Annotated in this window: 18 protein-coding genes; 11 read left to right on the top strand and 7 right to left on the bottom strand. The window is 73.0% G+C overall.

Annotated features, from left to right (window positions below):
- Window positions 1-138: 138 nt before the first annotated feature.
- Both WA640_RS21910 and WA640_RS21905 read left to right on the top strand, forming a co-directional pair.
- Window positions 139-1,380 (top strand): ROK family transcriptional regulator, encoded by a 1,242-nt coding sequence (locus WA640_RS21910; RefSeq protein ID WP_335990528.1) that lies wholly within the window; start codon window positions 139-141, stop codon window positions 1,378-1,380.
- 39 nt (window positions 1,381-1,419) lie between these two features.
- Window positions 1,420-2,640: an ROK family transcriptional regulator gene (locus WA640_RS21905; protein WP_335990525.1), complete on the top strand. Its 1,221-nt coding sequence runs from the start codon at window positions 1,420-1,422 to the stop codon at window positions 2,638-2,640.
- On the opposite strand, the gene WA640_RS21900 is transcribed toward WA640_RS21905, so the two are convergent.
- From WA640_RS21900 to WA640_RS21875, 6 genes are all read right to left on the bottom strand, one after another.
- Window positions 2,622-4,313, bottom strand: a complete 1,692-nt coding sequence (locus WA640_RS21900; protein ID WP_335990523.1) for a DUF2264 domain-containing protein — start codon at window positions 4,311-4,313, stop codon at window positions 2,622-2,624. The two genes, WA640_RS21905 and WA640_RS21900, sit on opposite strands and share 19 nt — an antisense overlap.
- Before the next feature lie 45 nt (window positions 4,314-4,358).
- A complete protein-coding gene (locus WA640_RS21895) occupies window positions 4,359-4,847 on the bottom strand; it encodes a MarR family winged helix-turn-helix transcriptional regulator (RefSeq protein ID WP_335990522.1) in 489 nt (162 codons plus the stop codon).
- Between the two features lie 108 nt (window positions 4,848-4,955).
- Entirely contained in the window at window positions 4,956-5,663 is a 708-nt protein-coding gene (locus tag WA640_RS21890; RefSeq protein WP_335990521.1) for a DedA family protein, read from the bottom strand.
- 71 nt (window positions 5,664-5,734) lie between these two features.
- The gene (locus WA640_RS21885) at window positions 5,735-7,975 is read right to left on the bottom strand and encodes an MMPL family transporter (protein WP_335990519.1); all 2,241 of its coding nucleotides are present in this window, start codon (window positions 7,973-7,975) and stop codon (window positions 5,735-5,737) included.
- A 156-nt stretch (window positions 7,976-8,131) separates the two neighbouring features.
- Window positions 8,132-8,746 (bottom strand): acyl-CoA-like ligand-binding transcription factor, encoded by a 615-nt coding sequence (locus WA640_RS21880; RefSeq protein ID WP_335990517.1) that lies wholly within the window; start codon window positions 8,744-8,746, stop codon window positions 8,132-8,134.
- Window positions 8,747-8,817: 71 nt separating this feature from the next.
- Window positions 8,818-9,846 (bottom strand): lactonase family protein, encoded by a 1,029-nt coding sequence (locus WA640_RS21875; protein ID WP_335990514.1) that lies wholly within the window; start codon window positions 9,844-9,846, stop codon window positions 8,818-8,820.
- Window positions 9,847-9,948: 102 nt separating this feature from the next.
- Between WA640_RS21875 and msrB the strand changes: the two genes are divergently transcribed.
- From msrB to hrpB, 3 genes are all read left to right on the top strand, one after another.
- A complete protein-coding gene (gene msrB, locus WA640_RS21870; protein WP_106365497.1) occupies window positions 9,949-10,353 on the top strand; it encodes a peptide-methionine (R)-S-oxide reductase MsrB in 405 nt (134 codons plus the stop codon).
- A gap of 133 nt (window positions 10,354-10,486) precedes the next feature.
- On the top strand, window positions 10,487-12,052 hold the full coding sequence (locus WA640_RS21865; RefSeq protein WP_335990512.1) for a serine/threonine protein kinase: 1,566 nt from the start codon (window positions 10,487-10,489) through the stop codon (window positions 12,050-12,052).
- 287 nt (window positions 12,053-12,339) lie between these two features.
- Entirely contained in the window at window positions 12,340-14,811 is a 2,472-nt protein-coding gene (gene hrpB, locus WA640_RS21860) for an ATP-dependent helicase HrpB (RefSeq protein WP_335990510.1), read from the top strand.
- Here hrpB and WA640_RS21855 read toward each other — a convergent pair.
- Window positions 14,808-15,533 carry a M50 family metallopeptidase gene (locus tag WA640_RS21855; RefSeq protein WP_335990508.1) on the bottom strand — a complete coding sequence of 242 codons (726 nt, stop codon included), beginning with the start codon at window positions 15,531-15,533 and terminating at the stop codon, window positions 14,808-14,810. The genes hrpB and WA640_RS21855 overlap by 4 nt on opposite strands.
- A gap of 104 nt (window positions 15,534-15,637) precedes the next feature.
- On the opposite strand from WA640_RS21855, the gene WA640_RS21850 reads away from it, so the two are divergent.
- The 6 genes from WA640_RS21850 to WA640_RS21825 all read left to right on the top strand — a co-directional run bounded on the left by WA640_RS21850 (window position 15,638) and on the right by WA640_RS21825 (window position 22,061).
- A complete protein-coding gene (locus WA640_RS21850; protein ID WP_335990507.1) occupies window positions 15,638-16,102 on the top strand; it encodes a hypothetical protein in 465 nt (154 codons plus the stop codon).
- Between the two features lie 202 nt (window positions 16,103-16,304).
- Complete coding sequence (locus WA640_RS21845; protein ID WP_335990506.1) at window positions 16,305-17,720, top strand: glycoside hydrolase family 16 protein; 1,416 nt, start codon at window positions 16,305-16,307, stop codon at window positions 17,718-17,720.
- A gap of 74 nt (window positions 17,721-17,794) precedes the next feature.
- Window positions 17,795-19,054: an ABC transporter substrate-binding protein gene (locus WA640_RS21840; RefSeq protein ID WP_335990504.1), complete on the top strand. Its 1,260-nt coding sequence runs from the start codon at window positions 17,795-17,797 to the stop codon at window positions 19,052-19,054.
- Window positions 19,055-19,126: 72 nt separating this feature from the next.
- Window positions 19,127-20,080, top strand: coding sequence for a carbohydrate ABC transporter permease (locus WA640_RS21835; protein ID WP_335990503.1), 954 nt, complete (start codon window positions 19,127-19,129; stop codon window positions 20,078-20,080).
- Window positions 20,077-21,012 carry a carbohydrate ABC transporter permease gene (locus WA640_RS21830; protein WP_245889064.1) on the top strand — a complete coding sequence of 312 codons (936 nt, stop codon included), beginning with the start codon at window positions 20,077-20,079 and terminating at the stop codon, window positions 21,010-21,012. The genes WA640_RS21835 and WA640_RS21830 overlap by 4 nt, the downstream gene beginning before the upstream one ends.
- A gap of 17 nt (window positions 21,013-21,029) precedes the next feature.
- Window positions 21,030-22,061, top strand: coding sequence for a LacI family DNA-binding transcriptional regulator (locus tag WA640_RS21825; RefSeq protein WP_106366009.1), 1,032 nt, complete (start codon window positions 21,030-21,032; stop codon window positions 22,059-22,061).

Raw genomic sequence — 22,061 nt, 5'->3', positions numbered from 1 at the left:
GTCGTCCTTTCGGGTCCGGGGCGCCGTCGCCCGCGGAACTGGAGGGGGTGCGCCCGCTCGGGCATCGGGCTAATTATTAACCTGTTAAATTTAAGGTGTCAAGAATAAGATCCGATGAACTTCCGAGGGAGGCCGCCGATGCTCCACCGGGGCGGAGCCCGCGCGAACGCGGCCCGACGCGTCCTCGACCTCCTGCGGACCGAGGGCACGATCAGCCGCGTCGAGCTCGCCGAGCGGACCGGGCTCACCGCCGCCACCATCACGAACACCGTGCGGCCGCTCATCGCCGACGGGCTCGTGCGCGAGAGCGGGCGCGACCCGCAGCCCGGCCGCGGCCAGCCCCGGCGGCTCCTCCAGCTCGTCGCCGACGCCTGGTACGCCGTCGGCGTCCAGATCGACCGCACCACCACCACGATCGAGGTCCTCGACTTCGCCGGGGGCCGCATCGCCGCAGCGGACCTCCCGGGCACCGGCGGCAGCGGCCCCGACGAGACGATCGCGGCGCTCGCCGGGCACGTCGGCGCGCTGCTCGACCGCGCCGGGGTGCCGCGCGAGCGCGTCCTGGGCACCGGGCTGGTGACCCACGGGCCGCAGGACCTCGACCGGGGCGTGCTGCTCACCGCCCAGCCCGGCCCCGACTGGCTGGAGTACCCGCTCACCGGCGCGCTCGCCGACCGGCTCGGCCTGCCGGTGCTGCTGGAGAACGACGCGACCGCCGCGGCGGTCGGCGAGCTGTGGGCGGGCGAGGCGCGGACCGACACGTTCGGCCTGGTGTACATGGCCGCGGGGATCGGCGGCGGCGTCATCGTCGACGGCGAGGTCTACCGGGGCCGGGCCTCGAACGCCGTCGAGATCGGGCACGTGCCGCTCGCGGGCGGGGCGACGCCGTGCGTGTGCGGCGGCGCGGGCTGCGTGCAGGCCGAGGCCGCGCCCCAGGCGGTCGTCGCGCGGGCCCTCGACGACCCCGATCTGGCCGAGCGGTTCGGACTGGTCGGGGCGCGGGACGGCGCGCTCGCGGACTTCGACCGGATCGCCCGCGCCTGGCGCGCGGGCGATCCCGAGGCCGCGGCGATCCTGGAGCGGTCGGCGTCCTGGATCGGCCGGGCCGCGGTCACGCTCGTGAACCTGTTCGACCTCGACACCGTGGTCCTCGCGGGACCGGCGTTCACCGTGGCCGGGGCCCTCTACCGCGACCGGGTCGCGGCCGAGTTGGAGCGGCTCGCACTGAGCCGGACCCTGAGCCGCCCCGAGGTGCTCGTCTCGGCCGACACCGGGACGGCGGCGGCGCTCGGCGGGGCCCTCCACGTGCTGCGGACCATGCAGGGGGCGCCCGCACCGCCCGTCGTTTTCTCCGCGTCCCCGGCCGGACCTGTCCAGTAAGGTGATACCCGCCCGTGCACCCCGAGTAAGGAGCCCGCATTGCGCTCGTTCGGCGCCGACACCCGCCTGCCCACGCTGGCGGTGGTGCTCGACCTCATCCGCGAGCGCGGGGCCGCCAGCCGCGTCGAGCTGGCCGAGGCCACCGGGATGACGCAGGCGACCATGACGCACGCGGTCCGCAAGCTCACCGCACTCGGCCTGGTCCACGAGGTCGGCACCGTGCCCGCCAACCGCGGCACCCCCAGGCGCCTCATCGGCATCCGCGACGACGCCTGCTACATGGTCGGCGTCCAGCTCGACCAGTTCGCGGCCGTGGCCGTCGTGGTCGACCTGGCCGGGCGGGTCGTGGTGCGCCACGACATGCCCGGGTCCGGGAAGCGGCCGCTCGCGACGGTCGTCGCCGACCTGGCCGGGCACGTGCGGGCGATGCTGGAGGACGCGGCGGTGCCGCGCGACAAGGTCCTCGGCATCGGCCTGGCGACGTACGGCCCGCAGGACCGCGAGGCGGGCGTGGTCATCACGCCGCACCCGACGCCGGAGTGGACCGGCTACCCGCTGGCCGAGACCCTCGCGGCGGCGACGGGTCTCCCTGTGGCCCTTGAGAACGACGCGACCGCCGCAGGGATCGGCGTGCAGACCCTCGGCGGGTCGGGGTCGAGCTTCGCGGTCGTGTTCATGTCGGGCGGCATCGGCGGCGGCGTCATCCTCGACGGCCACCCGTACCGGGGCGTGACCTCGAACGGCGTCGAGCTGGGCCACATCTCGGTCGACGCTCTCGGCGAGGACTGCTCGTGCGGCAACCGCGGCTGCCTCGACCCCGTGGCCGGGCCGCGCCCCGTCGTGGAGCGCGCTATGGAGGACCCGCAGCTCGCGGCCCGGCTCGGCCTGGGCACCGACACGCTCACCGATTTCAACCGGGTCGGCCGCGCCGCCCGCGAGGGCGACCCGGCCGCGGCCGCGCTCATCGCCGACTCCGCGCAGCGCCTCGCGGTCGCCACGGTCACGCTCGTGAACATGTTCGACGTGGGCCGGGTGGTGCTCGCCGGGAAGGCGTTCGCCGAGTCGGGGCAGGCCTACCGGGACGTGCTGGACGAGTGGCTGAACCGGTCGGTGTTCATGCGGCACGTCCACACCGTGGAGGTCGAGCTCGCCGGGGACGTCGCGCAGGCCGCGGCGCTCGGCGGCGCCGCGGTGGTCCTGCGCAACCTCCTGGAGTCACCGAACCCGGAGTTGCCGACCGCTCACTCCGTGCCGAGGTAGATCAGGGACTTCAGCACGTACTTCCCCGGTTCGAGGACGCCCCGCAGGACCGGCAGGACCGTCGCGGGCCAGTACAGGTGCGTGCCGGGCATCGGCTCGATGAGGCCCGCCTCGCGGCCGGTCCCCGAGTCGATGATCTCCGTGCGCAGGCCCTGGCTGGTGACGAGGACCTTCGACTCGCCGACCTGGGCGACGTGCCCCGATTTCGGGACGCACCAGCCGCCTTCGCCGGTGTAGAGCAGCCGCCCGGTGTCGACGACGTGGACGCGGGCGTGCCAGCCGTCCACGGCCGCTTCGAGGGAGGTCGTGATCGACACGTCCTCCCACGGCTGCCAGTCGACGGTGAGGACGCCGTTCTCGTCGATCACGCCGTCGTCGGAGTCCTCGCGGCCCCGCCAGTGCCGCCCGTCCTCCGAGAGGTGCAGGGCCCCGTCGGGGACGGCCGCTTCGAGGCCGGGCCCGGCGACGGCGTGGGAGAACGCCGCGAGCGTCGAGTACGCGAACTTCCCGTACGCCGCCTGGCCGCCCCGGGCCCACGGGTGCCAGGCCTGGCCGTTCAGGCGCGTCACGTGCCCGGCGCGGTCGCGCACGTGGACGGCGCGGGCGGCCTTGTGCGGCTCGATCACCGGGCCGGGGACGGCCTCGTCGGCGGTCCAGAACGGGTGCGCGGGCCCGGCGAGGAGCCCGATGAACGCCTTCGTGGCCCACCACGGGGACCCGGCGGTGAGGTACTGCTCGACGACGGCGTCGTTGGGGTAGGAGTAGCCGACCGTGAGGCGCCCTTCGGGGTCGAGCATCGGGCGGCGCCACCACCAGTCGAGGTGGCGGCGGGCGTGCCCGGCGGCCTCGGCCCACGGGACGGCCTCGACGTCGGCGGCGGCCAGCGCGCCCCACAACGAGGACTGGGCGAAGCGGTAGCCGAGGCTGCGGCCGTAGGGCACGGCGGCGCCGTCGGCGGCGAACCAGGAGCCGAAGCGCTTCGCGAAGGCCGCCGCGTTGGCCACGTAGCGGTCGTCGCCGGAGAGCCTGTAGTGCAGGAGCGCGTAGGTGTGGAACGCGAAGGGGTTGTAGTAGTCGACGCGGCCGCCGGGGCCGTCCTCGAAGACCGAGTCGCCGAGGAGCATCTCCCCCATGCGCTCCAGGTGGGCGCGGGCGACGGCCGGGTCGGTCTCGACGCCGACGGCGTTGAGGCCGTGCCCGGCGAAGACCGGGAAGTAGTGCCAGTTGGTGTCGGCGACCTCGGCGGTGTACGCCCGGCCGAGCCAGGCGGCGACCTTGTCCTTCGCCTTGGGGGCGAGGGGTTCCCAGAGCTTCTCGGGGGCGGCGGCGAGGCCCCAGCCGACGGAGGCGGCCTCGACGATGCGCTGGCCGCCTCGGGCGGCGTCGCCGATGTACCAGTCGTCCTCGTCGTCGAGGGCGCGGGCGAGGGCCGCGGCGAGGGGCTCCCACACGGTGTCGGGGACGTGGTCCTTGGCGGCGGTGAGGCCCCACAGGGGGCGGGTGAGGAGTTCGAACCAGTTCTCGCGGTGGGAGTGGTTCGACATGGTGACGGGCATCGCGCCCGGGCCCTGCACGGCCAGTTCGACGGCGGGCCTTCCTATCGCCAGCGCCGCGGCGCCCCATCCGGCGTGGGTCTGGTCCAAGGGCCCGAACGTGCGCTGCGGTGAAGTCACGCTGGCAGACGCTATCAACGCGCGGGCGGTCCTGCAACCCCGGTGTCAGTCCTCCTGGCAGGCGCCGAGGTTGTGTTCGAGGCGGGCGAGGACGGCGGCGAGGCGGTCGCGGTCGGCGTCGTCGAATCCGGCGCAGGTGATCTCGTCGAGGCGCCGCCAGCAGTCCTCGATGCGGTCGAGGAGGTCGCGGCCCTTGGCGGTGATGGCGACGACGGAGACGCGCCGGTCGGCGGGGTCGGGGCGGCGCTCGACGAGGCCGGTGCGTTCGAGGCGCTGGAGCATCTTGGTGACGGTGGAGGGGTCGATGCCGAGTTCGAGGACGAGGCGGGACTGGCGGGTGTCGCCGTGGTCGGCGAGGCGGCCGAGCATGACCTCCTGGCCGGGGTAGAGGCCGATCTCGCGCAGGAGGCGGCCCGCGGTGGCGCGGTGGGCGCGGGAGACGCGGAAGAGGGCGTGGCCGATCCGCCCGGCGCGCTGCTCGTCGCCGCGCGCGTCGGCGCCGGGCGTCCCGGCGGGGGTGCGGACGGGTTCCATCCGGGGAGCGTATCAATCGTTGGCCGGCCAACAGTATTGTTGGCCGGCCACACTCCACAGAGCACACTGCGGGCCCGTCCGTCAGGACCGGCCCGCAGGGCTCACGCGTCACGCGGCCTTCGCCGGAGGGCACTCCCCCGGCTCGGCCTCCGCGGTGAACGCGACCGTCCCGGGCTCTGCCGCCGGGGCCGCCTCGATCGCAAGCGGCGCTTCGGGTTCGGCCTCGTCCGCGTGGGACTGCTGCCAGTGCCTGGCGACCCAGCCGAGGATGAGGCCGACCGCGAGCACGGTGAGGACCGACCCCAGCAGCGACTGGAGGCCAGGGCCGGCGATCCACGCGATGAGCAGGCCCAGGCTGACGGTGTACACCGCCCACAGGACGCCGCCGAGCGCGGCCATGCGCCCGTACGGCGCCCCGCCCGCGCCCGCCGCGATCCACGCGAGCGTCGTGCGCCCCGCCGGGAGGAAGCGCGCGATGATCGTCGTGCGGTAGGGGTGCTTCGCCACGCTGCCCTGGAGCAGCTTCTCCAGCTTCAGCACCGCTCCCATCACGGAGCGCTCCGCGAGGCGCGCGACGAACCGGGGCGGGCGCCGCCGCAGCCCGGCCCGCACCGCGCGGAACACCTTGTAGCCCATGAACTCGCCGAACCACGACGAGGACGCCGCGCCCACCAGGAGCACGCCGATCAGCCACGGGTTCCCGAACACGAGCCCCGCCGCCGCCGTCACCAGCGTCGCGCTCGGGAGCACGGGTGCGAAGAAGTCCGCGGTGATCATGCCGATGAGGATCAGCAGCGCCAAGAAGAAGACCGTCATGGGGTCCCCCGTTCACCGACACCCGCGGGGACCCGGGCCGGGGGTCGGCCCGAGTCCCCTCCGGGCTTCGGCTACTTGGACGCTCCGACGAGCTCGCGCTCGTCATCGGGCGCGTCGGAGGCGAGCCGCTGCTGGAGCCGCTCCCCCTCGACGTCCACGTTCGGCAGGATCCGGTCCAGCCACTTCGGGAGCCACCAGGCGCCGCGGCCCACCAGGGCCATGACCGCCGGGATGATCGCCATGCGGACCACGAACGCGTCGAACACGACCGCCGCGGCCAGCGCGAAGCCCATCGAGGCGATGAGCGACTCGGCGCTGAAGATGAACGCCGCGAACACCGAGATCATGATGAGCGCCGCCGCCACGACGACCCGCGAGGAGTGCCCGTAGCCCTCCACGATGGCCTCCTTGGGGCTCGCGCCGTGCACGTACGCCTCGCGGACGCGCGTGACCAGGAAGATCTGGTAGTCCATGGCGAGGCCGAACACGAGGCCGATCATGAGGATCGGCATCATCGACATGATCGGGCCCGGCTGGTCCACGTTGAACAGCTCCGCGCCCCAGCCCCACTGGAAGACCGCGACGAGCGCGCCCAGGGCCGCGAACACGCTGAGCATGAACCCGAGCGTCGCCAGCACCGGCACCAGCAGCGAGCGGAACACCAGCAGCAGGATCAGCGCGGCCAGGCCCACGACGATGAGCATGTACGGCAGCAGCGCGTCGTTCAGGTTGTCGGAGATGTCGATGTTCAGCGCGGTCGCGCCGGTCACCGACCAGTCCGCGTCCGCGTCGTCGGCGAGGACGCCGCGGATGTCGTGCACGAGCTGGTTCGTGGCCTCGTCCGCGGGCGCGGTCTCGGGGATCACGGTGACCAGGAGCGTGTCGCCGGCCTGGTTGGGGACGGCCTGGCCGACCATCGCGATGCCGTCGATCTCGTTCAGCTCCGCGGTGACGTCGGCGGCGGCGGTGGCCGCGTCGACCCCGTCGTCGAGGTCGCCCACGATCATGAGCTGGCCGTTGAAGCCCGCGCCGAAGCCCTCGCTGATGAGGTCGTACGCCTGCCGCTGCGTGGTGTCCTCCGAGGAGGAGCCCGCGTCGGGCAGGCCCAGCTCCAGGTCGGTCGCCGGGTAGGCGAGCGCGCCGAGGCCCACGATGCCGACCAGGGCCACCAGGACCGGGTGGCGGGTGATGAACCCGGCCCAGCGCTTGCCGCCGTTCGGCTTCGAGCCGTGCACGCCCTCGGCGATGCGGCGCCGCTGGCGCTTGGTGAAGATCCGCTTCCCGGCGAACCCGGCGAACGCGGGCAGCAGGGTCACGGCGATGACCACGGCGATGAGGACGGTGACCGCGGCGGCCACGGCCATCTCGGTGAGGAACGGGATGTTCACGACCGACAGGCCCAGGAGCGCGATGATCACGGTGAGGCCCGCGAAGAACACGGCCGACCCGGCGGTGCCGACGGCGCGGCCCATGGCCTCGGCGCGGGCCCGCTTGTCCTCGACGCGGCCGTCCTTGGCGAGTTCGCCGCGGTAGCGCGAGAGGATGAACAGCGCGTAGTCGATGCCCACGGCGAGGCCGATCATCGACGCGAGCGTGCCGGTGGACTCGCTGACGTTCATGAACGACGTCGCGGCGAGGATGCCCGCGGTGGTGAGCATGACGCCCAGGACCGCGGTGATGATCGGGAGCCCGGCGGCCAGGAGCGCGCCGAACGTGATGACCAGGACGATGAGGGCCACGCCGATGCCGATGAGCTCGGTGGCGCTGGTCTCGGGCATCGCCTGGAGGACGTCGCCGCCCACTTCCACGCGGATGCCCTGGTCCTCGGCGTCGGCGACCGCGTCCTCAAGGTAGGTCACGGTGTCCTCGTCGAGCTCCATGGAGGGCTCGGCGTAGGTCACCTGCATGACGCCGATGGTCTGGTCCTCGGCCGAGAGCATCCCGATCGGGGTCCCGTCGGGGCCGGTGGCGAGGGGGCTGGTCACGGACGCGACCTGCGGGGAGTCCTCCATGACGGCGGCGAGGTCGGCGATGGCCGCCGCGTTCGCCTCCGCGGTGAGGGCCTGCCCGTCCTCGGACTGGATGACGATCTGCGCGGACCCGCCGTCGGCGTCCATCTCGGGGAAGCGCTCTTCGAGGAGGTCGAACGCCTCCTGCGACTCGGTGCCGGGGAGCACGAACTCGGGGTTCGTCTCCTGCTGAAGGGTGGCGGCTGCGGCGCCGACGCCGGCTACGACGAGGACCCAGACGGCGAGGGCGAGCCAGCGCAGTCGATAGGACCCTCTGCCGAGACGGTAGAGGAAGGTGGCCACGGTCGGGTGCTCCAATCGGATGATTGGCCGGCCCCGCCAACGAGGTTGGGTGTGTGGCGGCGGGACCGGTCGGGTGGTGTTCGCCGACGGCGTCGTCGGCGGCGGGTTTCCTGGTGTTGCCTGTCTTCAGTTGTGCTCTGGGGTCCGCGGGCGGTGTCAGTTCCCTTGGACGGGCGGCCGGGTGATGCCGCGTTCGAGGACGGCGAAGCCCTCGGCGATGGCCTCGGGGAGGGTCCGGCCCTCAGGGTCGGCCAGCCAGTGCTCGGTCGTGGTCTTGATGCAGACCAGGGCGCTGCCGAGCACGAGGCGGGGGTACAGGTCGTCGACGGAGGTGCCGGTCGCGTCGGCGACGATCCCGATCGCCTCCTTGAACAGGGCCATGAACTGGCCCGACTGCTCCTTGATGAGCGAGGGCGACTCGTGGATGAGCTGCTCGCGGCAGCGCATCATCTCGACGTCGAACTTCTCGTCGAAGTGCATGGCGATGGCCGAGTCGCGGATCGCGTCCCAGACCGGCTGGGCCTTCACGCGCTCGCGCAGGTCGGCGAGGAGCGCGCTGGTGGTCTCCTGGAAGTCGTGGAGGAGCGCGGCTTCCTTGGAGGGGAAGTAGTTGTGGAAGGTGCGGGTCGAGACGCCGGCGTCCGCGGCGATCTCGTCGGCCGTGACGTTCCCGATGCCGTTCTTCGCGATCGCGAGCCGGAAGGTCGCCGCGGAGAGGGCCGCCTTGGTGGCGGCCTTCTTGCGTTCGCGGAGCCCGGTCGGTGCGGTCATGGGGTAACCCTAACCGGGGTGCTCAGTGTTTACAAGATTCCCGACGTGAAATTTTGCAGATCATGCAGATTTCAGGAGAGGGGGGCCACGCAAGTGACGCCGGGCACGGACCACTCGGTCACCGGGGGCTTCTCGCCGGTCGGGTCCACCCGCGTGACGGTGCCGCTGTGCTGGCACGCCACGAGCAGCGTCCCGTCCGCGGTGAGGACCGCGTCCCGCGGCCAGGCACCGCCGACCGGGACCGAGCGCACCAGCGCGCTCGCGGCCGGGTCGACGACGGCGAGCTGGTCGGGGCCGCGCACGGTGATGTAGACGAGCCCGCGCTCGGGGTCGGGGACGACGGCCGCCGGGAGCGCCTCGGGGGCGGCCTCGTCGAGGCCGATGTCCGGCATGGCCGCGTAGTCGACGGCCTCGCCGCTGGGGAGCGGCACGGCCGGGCCGAAGGAGAACGTCGCGGCGCGCGGGTCCCAGGAGCCGACGGCGAACGCGTTCGCGAGCTCCCCGGCGATGACGGCGCGGTCGCCGACGAACGCGAGGTGCCGCGGGCCGAAGCCGGGTTCGAGCTGCGTGGTCGCGGCGGGGGTGAGCTTCCCGTCCTCGCCGAGGTCGAGCGCGTGGATGCGGTCCGAGCCGAGGTCGACGACGAGGACGCGCGAGTCGTGGCACACCACCTGGTGCGCGTGCGGGCCGGTCTGGCGGTCGGGGTGCGGGCCGGTCCCGGAGAGGCGGAACTCGTCGGCGGCCTCGCCGAGCGTGCCGTCCTCGCCGATCGGCAGGACCGCGACCGAGGCGCCCGAGCCGTCCCCGGCGCCGTAGTTGGCGACCAGGAGCCAGCGCCCCGACGGGTCGACCGTGGCGTGGCAGGGGTTGTTGCCGCCGGTGGAGCGGCCCTGCCCGGCGCGGTCGAGCGCGAAGTCGTCGCCGATGCGCCAGGCCCCGGCGAAACCGGGCTCGGTCTCGGTGAGGGTGTAGACCGCTTCGGGGCCGACGTGGACCCACGAGGGGTTCACCACCATCGCCGGCTCGCCGAGCCCGTCGGGCCCGGCCGCGACGAGGCCCGGGCCGCCTTCAGTGGTGTAGTCGCCAAGGAGGTACCGCATGGGCCCGATCCTAGCGGCCCCGCCGGGCGGCGGCGCGGGCTCGGGCTCCGGGTGTCGCGCGTCCCGGGCCGACACGGATTCCACGGCCTAGACTTGGGTCGCATGGGACGTGAGGACGACGCGCAGTGGCGCGAGAAGCTGACCCGCGAGGAGTACAAGGTGCTGCGCCAGGGCGGCACCGAGGCGCCGTGGACCGGCGAGTACGTCGACGAGAAGCGCCGCGGCGTGTACCGGTGCCGGGCGTGCGGCTCCGAGCTGTTCGCCTCCGAGACGAAGTTCGACTCCCGCTGCGGCTGGCCCTCGTTCTGGACCCCGCTCGCGGGCGACAAGGTGAAGCTCCTGGAGGACAACACGCTCGGCATGCGCCGCACCGAGGTGCGCTGCGCGAACTGCGACTCCCACCTGGGGCACGTGTTCTACGGCGAGGGCTGGGACAACCCCGACGACGCCCGCTTCTGCATCAACTCGATCAGCCTGACCCTGGAGCCCGCGGAGGACCAGGCGTAGGAGGACCGTTCGTCTTCGGCGCCAACGGGATCCATCCTCCGTTCAGGCGCCCCCGGCCGCGTGCGGGCGGGGAGGCGGCGCACGACTAAGCTCACCTTCGTGCCCTGCTCCCGATGAACGAAAGAGGCCGAGGGTGGAACCCGGGAACCTGATCGCTGGCCGTTACCGCCTAGAGCAACGCCTCGCCGCGGGCGGCATGGGCGAGGTGTGGCGCGGCACCGACACCCGGCTCAACCGCGTCGTCGCCGTCAAACTGCTCCACTCCGGACTGTCGGGCAACGACCGCTTCCGGGCCCGCTTCCACCAGGAGGCCCAGGCCGTCGCCCAGCTCCAGTCGCCCGGGATCGTCGCGCTCTACGACTACGGCGAGGAGCACGCCCCCGAGGGGCTCGTGTCGTACCTCATCATGGAGCTCGTGCGCGGGAAGGCCCTCGACAACGTCCTGCGCGAGCGCAGGCGCCTGTCCCCCAATGAGACCCTGAAGATCATGGCCTCCGCGGCCGAGGCCCTCGACGTCGCGCACCAGGCCCACATCATCCACCGCGACATCAAGCCCGGCAACCTCCTGGTCGACACCGACGGGTCGGTGAAGATCGTCGACTTCGGCATCGCCGCCGCGAAGGGCGGCGCCGGGCTCACCGAGACCGGCACCGTCATGGGCACCCTCGCGTACGCCTCCCCCGAACAGCTCCAGGGCGCGCAGCTCACCGGCGCGACCGACCTGTACTCGCTCGGCATCGTCGGCTACGAGGCCCTGGCCGGGCGGCCCCCGTTCGCCGGGAACGAGCCGACCGCGGCCATCGCCGGGCACCTGACCGGCACGCCCGCGCCGCTGCCTCCCGACGTCCCGCCGCCGGTCGCGAACATCATCATGCGCTGCCTCGCGAAGGACCCGCGCCAGCGCTTCGCGTCCGCGGCCGAACTGGCCCGCGTGTGCCGCGCCGGAGGCACGGGCGGCGGCACCACCGCTATCCTCGCCTCTCCCCCGCCCCCGCCGCCCGCCCAGTCCACCCGCGTGATGACCCCGGCCGCGGGCGGCGCGGCCATGGGCGCCGGCGTCGTCGCCGCGCACACCAGCCCCATGCAGCAGCAGTCGTTCCAGGACGACTACGGCCCCGGCGCGGGCACCGGCCAGTACCGCACCGGCGGCGCCCCCGAGCGGCCCCTGCCGCCCCCGCGCGACATGGAGCAGGCCAAGCGCAACCCGACCGGCCCGATCCTCATCGTCACCGCGGGCCTGGCCGTGATCCTCATCGCCGTCCTCCTCTGGGCCCCTTGGAAGGGCGACCAGGACGACCCGGCAGGCGCCGCGGAGAACACGACCACCACGGCGGAGGCCTCGGAGGAGGACTCCCCCGAGGAGACCACCGCCGAAGAAGAGGACAATTCAGGCAACAACGACGAGGACCAGGAAGAGGAGCAGTCGACCGAGGAGGAGGAGTCCACGGAGGAGGAGCCCGACACCGTCGAGCTCGACGACTTCCGCGGCTGGGACGTCAACGAGGCCCTCGACCAGCTCGCGAGCGACGGCTTCCCGAACGCCTCGGCCGAGCCGACCGCCCCCGAGAGCTCCGGCCACGACACCTGCGAAGTCCTCTACCAGGAGCCCGAGAGCGGCGAGGACATCACCTACGACACCCCGATCGTGCTCGCCTACGTCGCCAACGACGACTCCTGCCCCGACGGCAACCTGGGCTGAGCCCCGACCACCGCAACGGCCGCGACCTGCCTCGCAGGTCGCGGCCGTTGTCGCACCCCCCTGGCACCGTTGAACCGGGGGCACCTCCGCGCGCCCGGTTTGCCCGGGAACCTCCGTTCACATTCGGCGCCGCGCCATGCTCGGCCCGAACGTCGCACCCTCGTGGCACCGTTGAACCGGGGGCAGCTTCGGATGCCCGATTTATCCAGAACCTCCGTTCACATTGCGCCGCACACACCTCCCGACCGCGGCCCGCCGCCGCGAAGGGCTCGGCGAGAATGGGCGGCATGCCGCAACCGCCCGTCCTGCCCGACCTGCCCATCCGGGCGTCGCTGCCCGCGCTGCTCGATGCCGTGGCGCGCACCGGGACCGCGGTGCTCGCCGCGCCGCCCGGGACCGGGAAGACCACGCTCGCGCCGCTCGCGCTCGCCGGGCTCATCGGGGACGGGCCGCCGCGGCGCGTGCTCGTCGCCGAGCCCAGGCGGCTCGCGACCCGCGCCGCGGCCGCGCGGATGGCGTCGCTCCTCGGCGAGCGGACCGGCGAACGCGTCGGGTTCCAGATCCGCGGCGAGACGCGCCGGTCCGCGAAGACCCGCGTCGAGGTCGTGACCACCGGGGTCCTGCTCAACCGGCTCCTCGCCGACCCCGAGCTGCCCGGGACCGACCTCGTCGTCCTCGACGAATGCCATGAGCGGCACCTCGAAACCGACACCGCCTGCGCGTTCCTCATCGAGTCCCGCCAGGTCCTGCGCCCCGACCTCGGCCTCGTCGCCGCCTCCGCGACCGCCGACGTGGACCTGTGGACCGGCCTCCTCGCCGGGGACGCCGGCCCCGCGCCCGCCGTCGCCTCCGAGCCCATGCGCCACCCCGTCGCCATGCACTGGGAGCCCCCGCGCGAGCGCCTGAAGCCCCCGGACGGTATGCGCGTCGACCCGCGGTTCCTCGCCCACGTCGCGCACCTCGTGGACCGGGCCCTCGCCGCCGACGACGGCGACGCCCTCGTGTTCCTCCCCGGCGCCGCCGAGATCCGCCGCGTCGCGGAGCGACTCGGTCACCTCGATGCCGATATACATCAATTGCACGGCTCGGTGCCGCCCGCGGAGCAGGACCGGGCCATGCGCGCGGGCGACCGCCGCCGCGTCGTCCTCGCCACCGACATCGCCGAGTCGAGCCTCACGGTCCCCGGCGTGCGGATCGTCGTCGACGCCGGGCTGGTGCGCCGCCCCGTCGTCGACCACGCCCGCGGCCTCCCCGGACTGACCACGGCGCCCGCCTCGCGCGCCGCCGCCGACCAGCGCGCGGGCCGCGCCGGGCGCGAAGGACCCGGCGCCGTGTGGCGGGCCTGGGGCGAGGCCGAGCACCTGCGCCGCGCCGCCCAGCCCGTCCCTGACGTGGCCGCTGCGGACCTCACCGCGTTCCGGCTCCAGGCCGCGTGCTGGGGCACCGCGGTGGACGACCTCGCGCTGCCGGGCAAGCCCCCGGCGGGGGCGGTCGAGGCCGCCGAGGCCACATTGACCGCCTTGGGGGCCATCGACAGCGAAGGTAACGCGACCGATCGCGGGCGGGTCCTCGCCAAGGCCGGCCTGCACCCGCGGCTCGCGCGGGCGCTCGTCGACGGCGCCGCCCGCGTCGGCTCCGCGAAGGCCGCCGAAGTGGCCGCGCTCCTCGGACTCGACAAGCGGGGCAAGGGGGACGACCTCCTCGCGCAGTGGCGGCAGCTGCGCAGCGGCCGGGACCGGCAGTGGGAGCAGGAGGTGAAGCGCCTCGCCCGCGCCGTCCCGAACATCGACCGGCACGTGGGCGACGACGAGGCGGCGGCCACGGTGGTCGCCCTCGCGTTCCCCGAGCGGGTCGCCAAGCGCAGCGGCGGCCAGTGGCTCACCGCCGGAGGCACCGGCGCCGTCGCCGCCGAGGGCTCCTCGCTCACCGGCAGCGAATGGCTCGCCATCGCCGACGCCGACCGCTCCCCCGGCCGCGCCGCCGCGGTGATCCGCGCGGCCGTCCCGATCGACGGCGGCCTGGCCCGTGAACTCGTCGGCGAGGAACTGGTGGAACGGGTCGAGTGGGACCCCGAACGGCGGGACGTGGCCGCGCGGTCGGTCCGCATGGTCGGCGCCATCGAGGACGCCTCGGAACCGGTGCGGGACCCCGACCCGGCGCTGGTGCGCGCCGCGCTCCTCGAAGGGCTGCGGCGCGAAGGGCTCAGGCTGCTCCAGTGGTCCGAAGGGGCGCGGTGGATGAGGGAGCGGATGGTGTTCTGCCGCAAGGAGATCGGCGACCCGTGGCCCGACGTGTCCGACGCGGCCCTGCTCGCGGGCACCGACTGGCTCGAACCGTGGTGGGACCGGGCGCGGCGCCGCCGCGACCTGGAGCGGATCGACACCGCGGCCGCGCTGCGGAACCTCGTGCCATGGTCCGAGGACCTCGACCGGACCGCGCCGGTCCGGCTGCGCCTCGCCAACGGCTCCGAGGCCGCCGTCGACTACACGAGCGGCACGCCGGTCCTCAAGATGAAGCTCCAGCTGTTCTTCGGCGCCAAGGAGATCCCGCGGATCGCTGGCGTCCAGGTGCAGGCGCACCTGCTCGACCCGGCCGGGCGTCCCCTCGCGGTGACCTCCGACCTGGCGTCGTTCTGGGCGGGACCGTACGCGCAGGTCCGCGGCGAGATGCGCGGCCGCTACCCGAAGCACCCGTGGCCCGAGGACCCGGCGGCCGCAGAGCCGACCGCCTGGACGAACCGGCGCCTGCGCGGCGCTTAAGCGAGCCATTCGCCGATCGGCAGGAGCATCCAGGTGCCGCCGAACGCCGCGGCGACCGTGGCGAGGGTGAACAGGAAGATCCAGAACGCGGCCGGGAACGGGGTGATCCCCGCGAGCTGGTCGGCGTCCGACTGGCCCGAGCCGCGGCCGCCGCGGCGGCGCGTGCCCAGCTCCAGGACCGGCTTGACGGCGCCGAAGAGGAGCAGCCACACGCCTACATAGGCGGCGACGGTCTGCACTATGGCGTTCCCGTACCAGGTCGCGGCGAACACGCCGGCGCCGACGACGATGAGCGCCAGCGCGCCGTACCAGTTGCGGATGAACACGAGCATGACGGCCAGGAGCACCAGGGTGATCCACAGGAGCAGGACGATCCGGCCCTGGCCGACGAGGGCCGCCGCGCCGAGGCCGAGGAGCGCGGGGGCGGTGTACCCGGCGAAGAGGGTCATGGCGGCGCCGAAGCCGGTGGGCTTGCCGCGGGAGAAGGTGAGGCCGGAGGTGTCGGCATGGAGGCGGATGCCGGTGAGGCGCCGTCGCATGAGGACCGCCATGAGGGCGTGCCCGCCCTCGTGGGCGATGGTGACCAGGCCGCGGCTCCAGCGCCAGACCGGCGCGTAGAGGACGGCGGCCGCGGCCGCTGCGAGGCACGCGATCGCGACCCAGACCGGCGGGGCGGTCTGGGTCTGGGTGAGGGTGTCGATGACGGACTCGAACGGTGCCACAGGACCTCGTCTTCGGGGTGAAACGGACGCGCGGTGAAGGATGATCCTAGCGGCGGGCATATGGTAGAGGAGGAAGAGGCACCTCCTCGTGGAAGGACGGCCCCATGGGCACCGACGACCGCTTCGACCCGCACCTGGGCCTCCTTGAGACCACGGACCGGCTGGTGGAGGAGCTGACGATGCACAACCTGAAGGCGCGCGAGCGCCTCAGGGAGGGGATCGCCTGGCTGGAGGCGCGCCGGGAGGGCGCCGACGACGCCGAGCACGCCGACATCGAGATCCTCATCGCGCAGTGCCACGACGCGCTCAAGCGGATGGAGTCGCTGCGGGGCGCCTACCAGGACGTGCGGGCGATCAACGCGGCCGCGCACGCCGAGCACGTGGAGTGGCTGGAGAAGCGGATGCTCGGCGGGACCGAGTCGCCGCAGGAGCGCCGCGAGCGCGCGGAGCGGCTGGAGCGGCTCCGGGTGGAGCGGCAGGCGCGCATGGGCGAGCTGCGGCGCCGGGCCGAGGAGGCGGGGCGTCCGCCGCAGATCGAGGGCGAGGACGGGTCCCGCGGCGCTGGTTGATCGGTAACCTCCTGGGCTGCAAGGGCTTACATCGGCCGGCGGGGCCGATCCGGGTAACGTTTCGGCCACGACCCATTGACATGTTCCTATCCGTTCGGTACGAATGGGTTTCTGGACCACGTGAGAGAGCGCTCTCTCAAGATCGCCATTTCCATGGTCATCATGCAGAGAGCGGTCTCTCCACCCCGGCAGAGGAGCCTTCATGGCAGACGTTCAGACCCATGTACCCACGAGAAACCGGCGGCGCCTGGCCCGCGCGATCGGCGCCGTCACCGCAGGTGCGGCGCTCCTCGCGAGCGTCGGCCTCGCCATCGTCAACGCGAACGCGCAGACCGACGTCGGCGCCGCCCAGACCTGGGACCTGGTGTGGGCCGACGAGTTCAACGGGTCGGCCGGGCAGCTGCCCTCGACCCAGAACTGGCAGTTCGACCTCGGCCACTCCTATCCCGGCGGCCCCGCGAACTGGGGCACCGGCGAGATCGCCGCCCACACGGACAACCCCGCGAACGTCTCGATGGACGGCAGCGGGAACCTCAAGATCACGGCCCTGCGCGACGGCGCGGGCGCGTGGACCTCCGCGCGCATCGAGACCGTCCGCTCCGACTTCAAGGCGCCCTCGGGCGGGACCCTCGCCATCGAGGGCCGCCTCCAGCTCCCCCAGGTCAGCGGCGACGCCGCGCTCGGGTACTGGCCCGCGTTCTGGGCCCTGGGCTCGCCGTTCCGCGGGAACTACTGGAACTGGCCGGGCATCGGCGAGTTCGACATCATGGAGAACGTCAACGGGCAGGCCAATGCCCACGGCGTGCTCCACTGCGGCGTCGCCCCCGGCGGCCCCTGCAACGAGTTCAACGGCCTCGGCGCGACCACCCAGTGCGGCGGGTCCTGCCACAACGGCTTCCACACCTACCGGTTCGAGTGGGACGACTCGGGCGCCTCGGGCCAGCTGCGCTGGTACGCCGACGGGCAGCTGTTCCACACGGTCAACGAGAGCGCGCTCCCGGCGGACACCTGGACCCAGATGACGAACCACGCCGGGTACTTCGTGCTGCTGAACCTGGCGATGGGCGGGGCGTTCCCCGACGGGGTCGCCGGATTCGCGACGCCCACGGCCGCAACGCAGCCGGGCGCCTCGATGCTCGTGGACTACGTGCGCGTCTACACCGCGGGCGGCTCCGGCGAGCCCACGGGCGAGCCGACCACCACCCCCGGCGGGGGCGGCGGGACCCGCGACGCCTACGCCTCGGTGGAGGCGACCTCCTTCGACGGGTCCTCGACGGGCCTGCCGGTCTCCGGCGGGGCGATCGGCCCGCTCGGCAACGGCGACTGGGTGCGCTACGACGACGTGGTCTTCGGGTCGTCGAGCCCGCTCGACTTCGTCGCCCGCGTCGCATCCGGGGCCGCGGGCGGGGTGAGCGGGCTCGTCGAGGTGCGGATCGACTCGCGCACGGCCGCGCCGATCGGGTCGTTCGCCGTCGCGAACACCGGCGGGTGGACCTCCTGGCGGGACGTCCCCGGCAACGTCGCGTCCGTGACGGGCACGCACGACGTGTACCTGACCTTCACCTCCGGCCAGTCCCAGGACTTCGTGTCCGTGGACCAGTTCTACTTCCGGCACTGAGAGGCGCCGGCCGCGCGGGCGGGCGCCCGTCCGCCCGCGCACCCCTCATCCGACGACACAACGGAGAACCAGTGATGACAACCAGACCGACCCGCGCGATCGCCGTCGCCGCGGCCCTCGTCACCGCGGCGGGCCTCGCCGCCTGCTCGGGCGGGGACGACGACGGCAAGATCACCCTGAGCGTGGGCCTGTTCGGCGACTTCGGCTTCGGCCCCCTCTACGAGGAGTACTCGAAGCTCCACCCCGACATCGAGTTCGAGGAGCGCATCTCCGAATTCGCCGACCACCACACGAACCTGACCACGCACCTCGCGACCGGCTCGGGGGCGGCCGACATCGAGGCCGTGGAGGTCGGCTACATCTCGCAGTACACCGCCGAGCCCGACCGCTTCCACAACCTCCTCGACCTCGGCGCCGACGAGCTCGAAGGCCAGTGGCTCGACTGGAAGTGGCAGCAGGCCCTCTCGGCCGACGGCGAGTCCCTCATCGGGCTCGGCACCGACGTCGGCGGCATGGCGATGTGCTACCGCCGCGACCTGTTCGAGGCCGCCGGGCTCCCCGTCGAGCGCGACGAGGTCTCGGCCCTGTGGGCCGGGTCCTGGGAGGACTACGTGGCGGTGGGCGAGCAGTACACCGCCGACACCGGCGGGTACTGGTTCGAGTCCTCCGGGAACATGTTCCGCGCCATGGTCGAGCAGGCCGACGAGGGCGTGTACGACCGCGAGGACAACTTGATCGTCGAGTCCAACCCGGCGATCGGCGCCGCGTGGGACCTCACCGTCGAGGCCATCGAGGCCGACATGTCGAACCGGCTGACCGCGTGGACCCCGGAGTGGAACGCCGGGTTCAACGAGGGCACGTTCGCGACGATCATCTGCCCCGCGTGGATGACCTCCTACATCGAGACGAACGCGCCCGACGCGGCCGGCCTGTGGGACATCGCGACCGTGCCCGGCGGGGCCGGGAACATGGGCGGCTCGCACCTCGTGCTGCCCGCGCAGGGCGAGCACCCGGAGGAGGCGTACGAGTTCATCGAGTGGCTCACCGCGCCCGAGCAGCAGCTCAAGGTGTTCGAGGCGACCGGGAACTTCCCGTCCACCCCTGAGCTGTACGAGGACCCGGCGCTCACCGGCCTGAGCAAGGCGTACTTCAACGACGCGCCCGTCGGCGAGATCTTCACCGCCGCCGCCACGGCCGTGCAGCCCCAGTACCAGGGCCCGCTCCAAGGCGACGTGCTCGCCACGATCGGCCAGGGCCTGGGCCGCATCGAGGACGGCAGCCAGTCCCCCGAGGACGCGTGGAGCCAGGTGCTCTCGGACCTCGAATCGTTCTAGCCGAATCGTTCCAGCCCCAGAGCGGGGCGGCGGGCCGTGCGGCCCGCCGCCCCTTGAGTGGAAAGCCACCCGATGACCATCGCCGCCAAGGGGTCCGGCGCGCGCAGCGGCACGAAGGGCCTGCTGCGCTACCGCCTCGACCTCAAAGCCTCCCCGTACCTGTACATCGCCCCGTTCTTCGTGCTGTTCGCCGCGTTCGGGCTGTTCCCGCTGGCGTTCACCGCGTGGGTGTCCACCCACGAGTGGAGCCTCCTGTCGGACGAGCACGTGTTCGTGGGCTTCGGGAACTACGAGGCGCTCCTGACCGACCCGTACTTCTGGAACGCCCTCGGCAACACCCTCTCGATCCTCGTGCTCGCCACCGTCCCGCAGCTGCTCGCCGCGCTCCTGCTCGCGCACGTGCTCACCCTGCGGCTGCGCGCGCAGACGTTCTGGCGCATGGGGATGCTCCTGCCGAACGTCGCGTCCGTGGTCGCCGTCGCCGTCATCTTCAGCCAGCTGTTCGGCCGCGACTTCGGGCTCGTCAACTGGGTCCTCGAAGCGCTCGGCGCCGGCCGGATCGACTGGCAGGCCGGGACCGCGTCCTCGCACGTCGCCATCGCGGTCATGGTGGCGTGGAAGTGGACCGGGTACAACGCGCTCATCTACCTCGCCGCCATGCAGGCCGTGCCGCGCGAGGTCTACGAGGCCGCGCACCTCGACGGCGCCTCGCGGATGCAGCAGCTGTTCCACGTCACCGTCCCGATGATCCGCCCGACCATCGTGTTCACGGTGATCGTCTCGACGATCTACGGGCTCCAGATCTTCGCCGAGCCGCAGCTGTTCGGCGGCGGCGGGCAGAACGGCGTCACCGGCGGCGCCTCCCGCCAGTTCCAGACCCTCACGCTGTACCTGTACGAGCACGGCTTCAACCGCGGCTTCGAGTTCGGGTACGCCTCGGCCGTCGCCTGGACGATGTTCGCCGTGATCGTCCTCGTCGCCCTCCTCAACTACCTGTTCATCCGCCGCATCAGGAGCGCCTCGTGACCGCCGCCGACCTCGACACCGTCGCCGCACCGCCCGCGAACTCCCGGCGGCCGGGCCGCACAGCCTTGCCGGGCCGGCCCGACCGCCGGGCCCGGGCCCGCCTGCGCGCCCTGCGCGAGCAGCCCGGCCGCCTCGCGTACCTCACGCTCGTCGCCGTCCTGTTCTTCTCCGGGTTCCCGCTGTACTACAGCTTCGTGGTGGCTTCGCGCGACAACTCCGCGCTCGCCACGGTCCCGCCGCCGGTGCTGCCGGGCGCGAACCTCGTCGAGAACGTGCAGCGCGTGTTCGACACCGTCCCGTTCGGGACGGCGCTGCTCAACTCGGTCCTGGTGAGCGGCAGCGTCACCGCGTCGGTGGTGTTCTTCTCGACACTCGCGGGCTTCGCATTCGCGAAGCTGGAGTTCAAGGGCGCCAAGGTGCTCCTGGTGTCGGTCGTGGCGACCATGATGGTGCCCGTGCAGCTCGGCGTCATCCCGCTGTTCATGCTCATGGTGGAGCTGGAGTGGACCGACACGCTGTGGGCGGTGATCGCGCCGGGCCTGGTCAGCGCGTTCGGGGTGTTCTTCATGACCCAGTACCTGCGGGGCGCGCTGCCCGGCTCGCTCATCGAGTCGGCGCGCATCGACGGGGCCTCGACGTTCCGGATCTTCTGGCAGATCGTCATGCCCGCGGCCCGGCCCGCGGCCGTCGTCCTCGGGGTGCTCACGTTCCTGACCGCGTGGAACGACTACTTCTGGCCGCTCATCGTGCTCTCCAGCCCCGAGCACCAGACGGTCCAGGTGGCGCTGTCCACGCTCTCGGGCGGGTACGTCACCGACCAGTCGCTCGTGCTCACCGGGACGATGCTGGCTACGCTTCCTCTGCTGGCGGTGTTCGCGCTCTTGGGCAAGTACATGATCAGCGGGATCATGCAGGGCGCGGTCAAAGGCTGAACGGGACGGAGGACGCGATGGCGCGTGCGGATGCGGGGCCGGTGCGGGGGCCCCGCCAGGGGCGGCCGACGCTGGAGGAGGTCGCCGAGCGGGCGGGCGTGTCGCGCGCGACGGTCTCCCGCGTGGTGAACGGCCAGACCACGGTGAACGAGGACCTGCGGCGGGCCGTGGAGGCCGCGGCCGACGAGCTCGGGTACGTGCCCCACGCCGCCGCCCGGTCCCTCGTGACGCACCGGACCGACTCGGTCGCGCTCATCCTCCCCGAGTCGCCGAACCGCGTGTTCTCCGACGACCAGTTCTTCCCCAGCGTCATCCGCGGCGTCGCCACCGAGCTCGACGCGGCCGGGAAGCTCCTGGTGCTCATGACGACCGGGTCCGCGGAGGCCCGCAAGCGCGCCGAGCGGTACGCCGTCGGCGGGCACGTCGACGGCGTCATGTTCGCGTCGCTCCACGACGCGGACCTGCTGCCGGAGCTGATGATGCGCCGCGGCGTACCGGTGGTGTGCAACGGGCTGCCGCAGCTGGACGCGCCGTGCATCGACGTCGACCACCTCGGCGGCGTGCGGGCGGCCGTGGACTACCTGATCGCCCAGGGGCGCAGGCGGATCGCGACGATCGCGGGCCCGCTGGACATGGTCGCGGGCCGGGCCCGGCTCGACGGGTACCGGGCGGCGCTCGCGGCCGCAGACCGGCGGGCGATCGTCGCCGTCGGCGACTTCACCGCCGAGTCCGGGCAGGCCGCGATGCGCCAGCTCCTGGCCGACGAGCCGGACCTGGACGCGGTGTTCGTGGCCTCGGACCTGATGGCGCACGGGGCGCTCCAGGCGCTGCGCGAGGCCGGGAGGCGGGTGCCGGACGACGTCGCCGTGGTCGGCTTCGACGACATCGCCCTGGCGACCTATTCGGACCCGCCGCTGACGACGGTGCGCCAGCCGATCGCGCGGATCGGGCGCACCATGGCGCGGACAATGCTGCGGCTCCTGGAAGGCCACGACGTCGAGCCGATGACGATCCTGCCGACGGAGCTGGTGGTCCGCGAGTCGGCGTGA

It is taken from the genome of Glycomyces sp. MUSA5-2 (genome assembly GCF_037034145.1).
Taxonomy (GTDB): Bacteria; Actinomycetota; Actinomycetes; order Mycobacteriales; family Micromonosporaceae; genus Glycomyces; species Glycomyces artemisiae.
Note: the sequence above shows the minus strand (reverse complement) of the source record. Positions and strands in the feature narration are given on the sequence as shown.

What these genes read in the sequence shown, in the direction of transcription:
- WA640_RS21825 (WP_106366009.1), top strand. Translation starts at nt 21,030, where the DNA reads ATGGCGCGTGCGGATGCGGGGCCGGTGCGGGGGCCCCGCCAGGGGCGG.
- WA640_RS21850 (WP_335990507.1), top strand. Translation starts at nt 15,638, where the DNA reads ATGGGCACCGACGACCGCTTCGACCCGCACCTGGGCCTCCTTGAGACC.
- WA640_RS21875 (WP_335990514.1), bottom strand. Translation starts at nt 9,846, where the DNA reads ATGCGGTACCTCCTTGGCGACTACACCACTGAAGGCGGCCCGGGCCTC.
- hrpB (WP_335990510.1), top strand. Translation starts at nt 12,340, where the DNA reads ATGCCGCAACCGCCCGTCCTGCCCGACCTGCCCATCCGGGCGTCGCTG.
- WA640_RS21910 (WP_335990528.1), top strand. Translation starts at nt 139, where the DNA reads ATGCTCCACCGGGGCGGAGCCCGCGCGAACGCGGCCCGACGCGTCCTC.
- WA640_RS21895 (WP_335990522.1), bottom strand. Translation starts at nt 4,847, where the DNA reads ATGGAACCCGTCCGCACCCCCGCCGGGACGCCCGGCGCCGACGCGCGC.
- WA640_RS21880 (WP_335990517.1), bottom strand. Translation starts at nt 8,746, where the DNA reads ATGACCGCACCGACCGGGCTCCGCGAACGCAAGAAGGCCGCCACCAAG.
- WA640_RS21890 (WP_335990521.1), bottom strand. Translation starts at nt 5,663, where the DNA reads ATGACGGTCTTCTTCTTGGCGCTGCTGATCCTCATCGGCATGATCACC.
- WA640_RS21845 (WP_335990506.1), top strand. Translation starts at nt 16,305, where the DNA reads ATGGCAGACGTTCAGACCCATGTACCCACGAGAAACCGGCGGCGCCTG.
- msrB (WP_106365497.1), top strand. Translation starts at nt 9,949, where the DNA reads ATGGGACGTGAGGACGACGCGCAGTGGCGCGAGAAGCTGACCCGCGAG.
- WA640_RS21840 (WP_335990504.1), top strand. Translation starts at nt 17,795, where the DNA reads ATGACAACCAGACCGACCCGCGCGATCGCCGTCGCCGCGGCCCTCGTC.
- WA640_RS21835 (WP_335990503.1), top strand. Translation starts at nt 19,127, where the DNA reads ATGACCATCGCCGCCAAGGGGTCCGGCGCGCGCAGCGGCACGAAGGGC.